8 protein-coding genes and 2 pseudogenes are annotated in these 8,710 nt (G+C 68.0%); 7 read left to right on the forward strand and 3 right to left on the reverse strand.

What is annotated here, in order from left to right:
- From ACN675_RS26110 to ACN675_RS26125, 4 genes and pseudogenes are all read left to right on the forward strand, one after another.
- Window positions 1–308 (forward strand): annotated as a pseudogene (locus tag ACN675_RS26110) (DNA polymerase Y family protein); the annotation flags it as partial.
- Window positions 309–317: 9 nt separating this feature from the next.
- Complete coding sequence (locus ACN675_RS26115; protein WP_420753593.1) at window positions 318–1,082, forward strand: alpha/beta fold hydrolase; 765 nt, start codon at window positions 318–320, stop codon at window positions 1,080–1,082.
- Window positions 1,083–1,084: 2 nt separating this feature from the next.
- The gene (locus tag ACN675_RS26120) at window positions 1,085–1,999 is read left to right on the forward strand and encodes an exodeoxyribonuclease III (protein ID WP_420753594.1); all 915 of its coding nucleotides are present in this window, start codon (window positions 1,085–1,087) and stop codon (window positions 1,997–1,999) included.
- 84 nt (window positions 2,000–2,083) lie between these two features.
- On the forward strand, window positions 2,084–2,803 hold the full coding sequence (locus ACN675_RS26125) for an alpha/beta fold hydrolase (protein WP_420753595.1): 720 nt from the start codon (window positions 2,084–2,086) through the stop codon (window positions 2,801–2,803).
- 844 nt (window positions 2,804–3,647) lie between these two features.
- Here ACN675_RS26125 and ACN675_RS26130 read toward each other — a convergent pair.
- Genes ACN675_RS26130 through ACN675_RS26140 form a run of 3 tightly spaced genes read right to left on the reverse strand, consistent with a single transcriptional unit; the run spans window position 3,648 to window position 6,390 of the window.
- Window positions 3,648–3,956 carry a hypothetical protein gene (locus ACN675_RS26130; protein WP_420753596.1) on the reverse strand — a complete coding sequence of 103 codons (309 nt, stop codon included), beginning with the start codon at window positions 3,954–3,956 and terminating at the stop codon, window positions 3,648–3,650.
- Window positions 3,953–6,082: a hypothetical protein gene (locus tag ACN675_RS26135; RefSeq protein ID WP_420753597.1), complete on the reverse strand. Its 2,130-nt coding sequence runs from the start codon at window positions 6,080–6,082 to the stop codon at window positions 3,953–3,955. The genes ACN675_RS26130 and ACN675_RS26135 overlap by 4 nt, the downstream gene beginning before the upstream one ends.
- Window positions 6,079–6,390: a hypothetical protein gene (locus ACN675_RS26140; RefSeq protein WP_420753598.1), complete on the reverse strand. Its 312-nt coding sequence runs from the start codon at window positions 6,388–6,390 to the stop codon at window positions 6,079–6,081. Before ACN675_RS26140 ends, ACN675_RS26135 begins: the two co-directional genes overlap by 4 nt.
- A 235-nt stretch (window positions 6,391–6,625) precedes the next feature.
- Here ACN675_RS26140 and ACN675_RS26145 point away from each other — a divergent pair, with 235 nt between their 5' ends.
- From ACN675_RS26145 to ACN675_RS26155, 3 genes and pseudogenes are all read left to right on the forward strand, one after another.
- Window positions 6,626–7,156, forward strand: coding sequence for a hypothetical protein (locus ACN675_RS26145; RefSeq protein ID WP_420753599.1), 531 nt, complete (start codon window positions 6,626–6,628; stop codon window positions 7,154–7,156).
- A 68-nt stretch (window positions 7,157–7,224) separates the two neighbouring features.
- Window positions 7,225–8,118 (forward strand): sucrase ferredoxin, encoded by an 894-nt coding sequence (locus tag ACN675_RS26150; protein WP_420753600.1) that lies wholly within the window; start codon window positions 7,225–7,227, stop codon window positions 8,116–8,118.
- A 122-nt stretch (window positions 8,119–8,240) separates the two neighbouring features.
- Window positions 8,241–8,710: pseudogene (locus ACN675_RS26155) on the forward strand (FUSC family protein); the annotation flags it as partial.

Consider the following 8,710-nt stretch of genomic DNA (forward strand, 5'->3'; position numbering starts at 1 on the left):
GGCTCCCGCCACCCGCCCCGGCCATGGTGCTGACCGTTCCGCCGTCGATCGCGCTGCTCGACGACGCGGGAGTGGAGGTTGCGGTGACCGAGCGCGGGCTGCTGAGCGCGGCACCGGCACATCTGCGGTGGGGAAGCCGCGGATGGCAGGTGGTGGGCTGGGCCGGACCCTGGCCGGTCGACGAGTACTGGTGGGATCCGGCCGAGGCCCGGGCGGTGGCGCGGCTGCAGGTGCTGCTCGACGGGTCGCGGGCGCTGCTGGTGATCCACACCTCGGGCGGCTGGAAGGTGGAGGGGGTCTACGACTGAGTAGGCTCGATGTCCGTGGAAACCGTGTTGACAGCCGAGCCGAACGGTGTGGCGATCGCCTACCGTGACTCGGCGCCGAGCACCCGCGCCCACCCCGTTCCGGTGGTACTGGTGCATGGCATGGGCGGTGACAGCCGCACCTGGGACCGCTTCGCACGCAGGCTCGTCACCGCCGGACGCCGGGTCGTCGCGATCGACCTGCGAGGGCACGGACGCAGCGCCCGGGCCGGGTCGTACCTGTTCGGCGAGTTCGCCGCCGACATCACCGGTTTGTGCGACCACCTGAACTTCGACACCATCGACCTGGTCGGTCATTCGCTCGGCGGCCGGACCGGGTCGCTGATCGCTCAGGATCGCCCGGACCTCGTCCGCCGTCTCGTGCTCGAGGAGTCGCCGCTGCCGCTGCGCGCCGGCGATCCCGTCCCGGAGATCCCGTCCCGCCGTCCGACGGTCGCGGAACTCTGGCACGCGACGAGCAGTCTGGTGCGCAACCCGCGCGCGACCATCGCGTTCGACCGGAGCATGACCGCCTCGGCCATCGAGCAGTTCCGCACCCCGGATCCGCAGTGGTGGCAGAGGCTGCCGGACCTCGCCGCGCCGACCCTGTTCCTGCGGGGCGCGCGGCCCGGCAGCATGGTCGATCCGCACCTGCTCGCCGAGGCTGCCGCGGCACTGCCGAGTTGCACTCTCCGCGACATCGCATGCGGGCACAGCATCCACCGCGACCGTTTCCGCGACTTCGAAGCGGCCGTGCTGCCGTTTCTCATGGACTGACTGTGCGGATCGCGACCTTCAACATCAACGGAATCCGCGCGGCGCAGCGGCGCGGATTCGAGGACTGGCTGCGCGAACGCGACCCCGATGTGGTCGCGTTGCAGGAGGTCCGCGCCCCGGCCGCTGCGATTCCGCCCGGCGTCTTCGGTAAGTACCACTTCGCCTACGACGAGGGCACTCTCGCCGGCCGCAACGGCGTCGGCATCCTGACCGCGCAGCCACCGGCTGCGGTGCGCACCTGGAGCGGGGCCGCGTTGCTGCGTGCACCCGGCGAGGAACACCTCGATCGGCTCGATCTCGGACCGGTGTCGTTGGCGCGCGGGTTGGGCGAGTTCGCCGGCCAGGGCCGGTACATCGAGGTCGATCTGGCCGACGCGCCGCTCACCGTCGCGTCGCTGTATCTGCCGAAAGGTGGTCTTCCGACGCACCTGCAGAAGCCGGGGCGGATGCGGGAGGCGCCGGACGGCGGCGCCCGGTACGAGCGCAAGATGCGGTTCCTCGCCGCGTTCGCGCGGCAACTGACGCGGTCGCGTCGCGCGGCGAAGGCGCAGGGCCGGGAACTGTTGCTGATGGGCGATCTCAACATCGCGCACACCCGGCACGACGTGCGGAACTGGCGGCGCAGCAATCAGGCCGAGGGGTTCCTGCCGGAGGAACGCGCGTGGCTCGATTCGCTGCTCTCGCCGCGCACCCTCGTCGACGTCGTTCGCAGCCGGCATCCGGGAGTCGACGGCCCGTATTCGTGGTGGTCGTGGATGGGGGAGTCGTTCACCAACGACGTCGGGTGGCGGATCGACTACCACCTCGCCACTCTGGGTTTGGCACGCACCGCGACCGTGGCGGGTACGGACCGGGAACCGTCGGCGGATCGTCGGATGAGCGATCACGCGCCGGTCGTCGTCGATTACGACATTTGACGCGAACCGCCCATTTCGCGTCGGCGGGAGAACGTGGTATTCATCTTTTGGAACGGGATTCTGCCAGGGGGAAGCGGGTACGTGGTGGCGACATTTGTTCTGGTGCACGGCGGTGGGCACGGCGGGTGGTGCTGGGGGCGCTTGGCGCCGCTGCTGCGCGCCGCGGGCCACGACGTCCACACCCCGACGCTGACCGGTCTCGGTGACCGTGCCCATCTGGTGCGTCCGGGTATCGATCTCGATCACCACATCTCCGATATCCTCGCGGTCCTCGAATTCGAGGGCTTGACCGACGTCATCCTCGTCGGTCACAGCTACGGAGGCATGGTGATCACCGGAGTCGCGGACCGGGCGCCGGGCCGGATCCGTCACCTCGTCTATCTCGACGCCGCGAGCCCCGCCGACGGGCAATCCCTCACCGACATCGCCCCCGCCCTCATGGAATTCGCGCGCAGCACCGTCCGCGAGGTCAACGGTGCCGAACTCGTGTTGTGGCCGATACCCGAGATGGGGCGGTTGTACGGGGTCGCCGACCCCGACGATCTCGACTGGATGCAGAATCGGCTCACGCCGCATCCGCTCGAGACCTTCGTCCAACCGCTGCTGTTGATCAACGAGGCCGCGATGCGGAAGATTCCCCGAACCGACGTCGTGTGCATCTCCGAATTGAGCGCGATCGAAGGTGTGAAAGAGGGAAGATCCGATGGTGCGCAACGGGTCTGGGAGATCGAGACCGGGCACGACCTGATGATCACGGAACCGAAGGTCGTCGCCGAGATGTTGCTGAAGGTCGCCGAACTCTGAGGGAGTCGTCCGCAGCCGCTTGCGAGGCGGACATCCGCGCGCTGCCGGTCGTCGGCGGCTGTCATCCGGGCGCGCGGATTTCGGTCGGCCAGCCGGGGACCGGTACTTCGACGACGGGTGCGGTCGTGAGAACGTCGCCGGGTTGGACATCAGGTCTCAGACGGGGCTGTTCGAACAGGCAAAGGTTCTCGAGGTGTGTATCCTCGGGATCGTCGCGGGAGAAGAATTCGCGGGTGGCATCGGTGGCGCCGAGATTGTCTTCGACTTTCCAACCGTCGAACACATTCCACGCCGGGCTGGAGACGCGAGCTGCGGGATCCAGGGAAGCCGGTTCGCGCGTATCACCGACGCGTTCGACGACGAGAACGATCGGTCCGCTTCCTGTTTCCCGGACCGTCCACATATCGCCGGTCGGCTCCGCGATCCCTGTCCGATCCTCACAGATCACCACCCGAGTGACAGTCCGGTCCCTGCGGTCGGTAATCGATCGGACATCGAGGATGTGGTCGTCTATCGTTCCTGTTCTCCGATAGGGAGTCGTGTGGGCGTCCAGGCCCCTTCGGAACAGGCCGTCGAAGCCCGGGTGCGCCGCCCGCAGATCCCCGGTGCTCCGATAGAGGTTGTCGGATTCGCGGTAGGCGCGTGCGACCTGAACTGCGGGCGCATCCAGGTCGACATGTCGGGGAGCAAACCATCTGTGCGACAACGTGGAGCGATCCGGGAGCGATTCCTGCCCGGGCGTATTCGTGGTCGCATTTTCTCGATCCGCGGATTGGGGAGTGCTGCACGCGGTCAGCACGACAATCGCAGCCGCCAGTTTGGCGTAGGTGGTGAATCTCATGCGTCACCTGTCCGCGCCGAGATGTGTGGCGGGTGCGACGTCAACGTAGCTCAGACGGTACTCGTCGTTGTAGCGTTCGAGCAGGTTGGTGCCGTATTCGGCGATCATTGCGGATGAAATCCTGGCTCGAATCGTCTGGGCATCATGCTGGGCTTGCGCATCAGCGTTGTCCGCCAGCATCGCGTTTTCGTCGAGCAATCCGATCAGCGTCAAGTGTTGGACTGCGGCGGGGTGCCGGGGTGTCCCGACCTCCTCGATCAAATATCGCATCATGCGCATATCGTTGTGTGAGTCCAACATCGATTCGTTCACCGTGAACGCGTAGTTCTCCGTCGGTGTCTCGGGAAGCGTGAAGATGTCCCGGACAGAAGGATTGAACATGTCCTCCCCATTCCCACCGTGAAGTTCGCGGGGAGGAACGAGGCGACCGCATTGCGCATCATCGTGTAGCCGACGTCGTATGCCTGGTTGCGTCGTTCGGCGACGAAGTTCGCGATGTTCTCCTGGTCCCGTGACTGTTCGAGCGCGGCGCCGTAGATGCCGGTGTCGATCAGTGCCTGGATGTGTGCGCTGTTTCCGGCGGCGGCCGTGTCGGGCGAGATCATTCCCCACTTATCGGGCTCGACGAGGCTGCGCACGAATACGTGGTCGTAGCTTTCCTGGAAGGCGAGCGCACCGCCCATGAACGTGGTGTTCGCATCCTGTCCGGTTGCCATGAGCGAGAACACCCGCTGGGCGTGGACGAACCGCTTGTCGCCGGCGTCGCTCGATTCGAGTGCGCGGGTTCCCCATTCGCTGCTGTCCGTATCGATACCGGCGAGGTGCGGGATGTAGCCGACGAGCCCCCGGCTCGCGGCGTGCAGCAGTTCCGGATTCACCTCCCCGAGATTCGAGGAGTCCGGCCCGTGCATATCCATGAATCGTTCGTAGTGGTCGGGATCGGAGAGATAAGTGGCGAGCCCGAGTGCCGCCCGGTCCGCCCGGTCCCGGCGATCGAAGTCGGGGGAGCCGGTGTCACCCGTCGCGTGCGCTGCGAGTGCGTCGTCCGTCATCCACGACGTGAGCCGGCCGAGGGAGGCTCCCTCGTCGTGCCATTCGTGGGCGAACAGTGGATCGAGAACCGTGTCGCGGCGGGAATCGGGTGTTCCGTCGCCGTCGAAGTCGTCGGTGAGAATCCGGGCATTCGCCTCGTTGTTGCGAGTGGCGACATCGAGCAGCGATTCGCCGACATCGCCCGGGAATCGGTAGGCCGCGTCGCTGACGACCGTGCGCTCGGGTGGATCGGCGGCGACAAGTTCCACCTGGGTGGCTGCGGCCCGGACTAGTTCCGTGGCGAGCTGTGTGCCGGGCACACCGTCCGCTGCCGCGACGTACCGCCAGAAATCGTTCTGGAGGCCGACACGCTGGGCGTAGTCGTCACCGGGGTCGTTCAGCATCGCGGCATGCGCCACGGCCGCGGCTCCGGCAGTGCCTTCCAATCGCTCGCGTTCGAACGGCGAGCGTGAATCCAGGAACTCGGACAGAGTCGCCGGCGGCGGCGTCTGCGGATTCAACCGGACCAGGTCGCGTACGTCGGCGGGGAGCCGATCCCAGCCGCCGCGCTGTCCGTCGGCATCCACGACGTTCTCGTTCGACAGTGTGAGAATTCCCGAGGCCAGTGCCTGCCCGGCCGCGACCGCCCTGGGGCTGCCGTCCTGTTCGAGCGCGTGCTGCAACGCGAGGAAGCCGTCCGTGCCGCCCTGGCGGTAGAACTCCTCGAGATAGCGGATCGATCCCGCCGGAAGCATCGAGATCTCGTTTCCGGCGGCGAGCGCCGCGAGTGCGTTCCCGTCGAGCCCGGCGGCCGTCAGGTTGGACAGCAACCGCCCGATTTCGTCGGCGTCCAGCGTCCCGTCGGTGAGCGACGCCCAGTCGTGGGCGGCTTCGCCGGGCGAGAGAACTGCCCCCTTCGGGATGATCTCGAGCAGGTTCGTGACGATCTCGGTGAGGGCTCGCGCATAGTGATCGTCGAGTTCGCCGACGGTCTGTATTGCCGCACGGATCGCTTCTGCGTGTTCGATCGCGGTCTCGGGTGCGCCGGTGTCCGGGCCTGCTGTGATCCCGGAATCGTCGACCGTGAATCCGTTGCGTTCGGCATTCGCGATCGCATTGCGCGCGGACAGCACGGCGAAGGTCAGTGCGGTGTCGGCCCGGCGGAGCTGATCCGAGACGGCGATGAGTTCCTCGGCGATCGCACGGAAGTGCCGGTGTTCCCGGTCGAGGTGATCCTCTGCGGCCTCGGCCGCGCGACCCACCCACGATTGCCACAGCGTCGATGCCGTGGTGGCGTACTCGTCACGGGCGCCGCCGAGGACGCAAGTGAGCCCGTCGACGGCCAGCGCACGGTCGTGGAGTACCGCAGGGGTCCAGTTTCGGACGTTCGTGATCGACGGGATCACGACGGGATTGCCCGATTCAATTCGGCCGCAAAGAAATCATCGGTGTTCCTGTAGTCCTCGCAGACGCGGTCCATGGTGTCGCAGGTCGAGTACGCGCGGTCGGCGAGGATGACGAACGCGCGCTGGACGGCAGACTGCACGGGTGCCAAAGCGTCGACGATCGCAGCTCCGCCCGGGAATCCGTCGGCCGCTCCCGCCGATACCTGTTCCGTGTCGACCTCACCGACCCTGCGCGCAACGGATCGAAAGATCGCAGAGACCGAAAGTATGTGATCCAGGTCGGCTTCGATCGAATCCGGCACGTTCATCCCCCCAAGATGTGCGGTTGCGGTTGTAGACCATAGTGCACGCCACCGGTTCGCGCGTACTGCAGGTGACGGCTCGAGTCGATACCGCGAATTCGACGATGTGGCAGGGAATTCGAGAAGCGGACGTGGCGGACATCCGCGCGCAGCCGGGCATCGGCGGCTGTCGCCCGGCCGCGCGGATGGCGGCACCGAATGATTCACCCGGAGGCGCTGCGCGGTCGGTAGCATCGTGCGCATGGCTCTCACCGCATCGGATCGTCGGCTCCTCGGCTCGGCCGCGGTGTTCGTGGTTTCCCAGGCCAACGTTGCCCGCGTCCTCGGGTCCACGGCCCCGACCGTGGGCGCGATCCAGACCACCTTCTCGGCGGACAAGTACCGGAAGATCCTCGACAATCTCCAGCCCGAGGACCTGCAGCGCTACCGGCAGCACTACTACTGGGACATGGTGCACCCCTTGACATTTGCGATTGCGTTGCGGGCCGGAGCGCGGTCGCTGGACCAGTATCGTCCACTGTCGGCGGGCACCCGCCGCACCCTCGCCGTGGCATCGGTGGCCGCGGCGGCGAGCGACTACGTCGAGAACATCGCCGGGCTGTATCTGCTCGACCACCGCGACCGCATCGACGACACCACGGTTCGCGCCGCTTCGACGATCAGCGTCACCAAGTGGGCGCTGGCGTTCGGCTGCTTCGCCTATTTGTCCCAAGGATTCCTGCGCGTGTGGACCCGCGCCGGGTTGCGACGTCTGCGCGGTGAGAAGGGCTGAGAAGTTCGTCCTGGAGCTCGCCGAGGGCCGACGCTTCCACGAACGACCGCACCGGCGACAATGGCCGGGTGACCATCGCCGCCCCGATCTGCTCCGCGCCGTCCGTCCCCGAGGAGCCGCTGCCCGGCACCGCCGCCACGGCCGCGGGATATGTGTGCCTCGAGGTTCCCTCCGGGTGGGGCCGCGACGTGCTCGACGGCACCGCCCTCGGAACCGAGCTCGCCACCGAACTGTCCGCCCGCGCCGACGCGGCGGGGGTGCGCATCCAGTTCATCCGCCGTCCCGGTCGCGACGTGGAGCGCCCGACCCGCACCGTGCTGATCGCCCGCACCGAACCCGGCAACACGTGGTGCGAACGCCTCGAGATCACCGAACCGGCCGAGCTGCTCGACATCGTGCCCCGGGTCGTCACCGGCCCGGCGCCCCTTCTCGGCGCCGCGGTGACCGACCCGATCGTGCTGGTGTGCGCACACGGCAAACGCGACCAGTGCTGCGCGGTGCGGGGCCGCCCGATCGCGGCCGCCCTCGCGCAGCAGTTCGGCGACACGGTGTGGGAGTGCTCGCACACCGGCGGGCACCGCTTCGCACCGTCGATGATCCTGCTGCCCACCGGCTATACCTACGGTCGGCTCGACGCCGCGCACAGCGCCGACGCGGTGCGTGCCGCAGCCGCCGGCGAGGTGTACCTGCCGGGGCTGCGGGGACGCAGCACGTGGGCCGCCGCCGGTCAGGTCGCGGAGATCGCGGTGCGCGAACTCGACGCCGCCGCCGGTATCGACGCAGCCGCCGGAATCGATGCCCTCACCGTCGACGAGGCAGCCTCACCGATCGTGCGTCACCGCGACGGCCGCGCCTGGCGCGTCGACGTCGAGCTACACGAACTGCCGGCGCGACCGGCGAGCTGTGGTGCGGCGCCGAAGCCGGTGCGCCCGACCGTCGCGTCGAAGGTCACCGCGCTGTAGCGGGTGAGATGCGCCTCACCCGAGGCTTCGGATTCGGGGCTGCGACCGCGATCCTCCTAATCTGAATGGTCGTGCCCCGAGTAGACCTGCCGATTCCTTCCCCTGCTGCCCCGTGGCCGGCGATGGTGGGAATACCGAGGCTGGGACGCAAATGGCCGGGGGTCGCGCGCGCGGCCGTGACCGTAGCGGTGCCCGGACTGGCCGGTGTCCTCGCCGGAGCCGGGCCGGTGTCCGCGATCGCGACGCTCGGGGCGTTCGCCGTCGTCTACGGCGAGACCCGTCCGTACCGGGTGCGGTGGCGGGCGGTGGGGATCCTCGGGTGCGTGCTCGTCGCGCTGGCCGGTCTCGGAGCCGCCGTCGGGTCGGTGGTGCACAGCGCCGTCGCGGCGGGCGGATCCGCATGGTGGCCGATGCTCGTGGTGCTCACCATGACGGTGGTGGTGGCGTCGTGTGCGTTCGTCGTCGACGCCCTGCGACTCGGTGCGCCCGGTGCGTTCCTCATGTTGTTGGCCCTCGAGATCGCGTCGTCGCTGCCCGCGGCCGGGGTACCCGTCGCGACGATCGTGGGATGGACTGCGATCGGGGCGGGCGC

Source organism: Rhodococcus sp. O3, from assembly GCF_048897285.1.
Taxonomy (GTDB): Bacteria; Actinomycetota; Actinomycetes; order Mycobacteriales; family Mycobacteriaceae; genus Rhodococcus.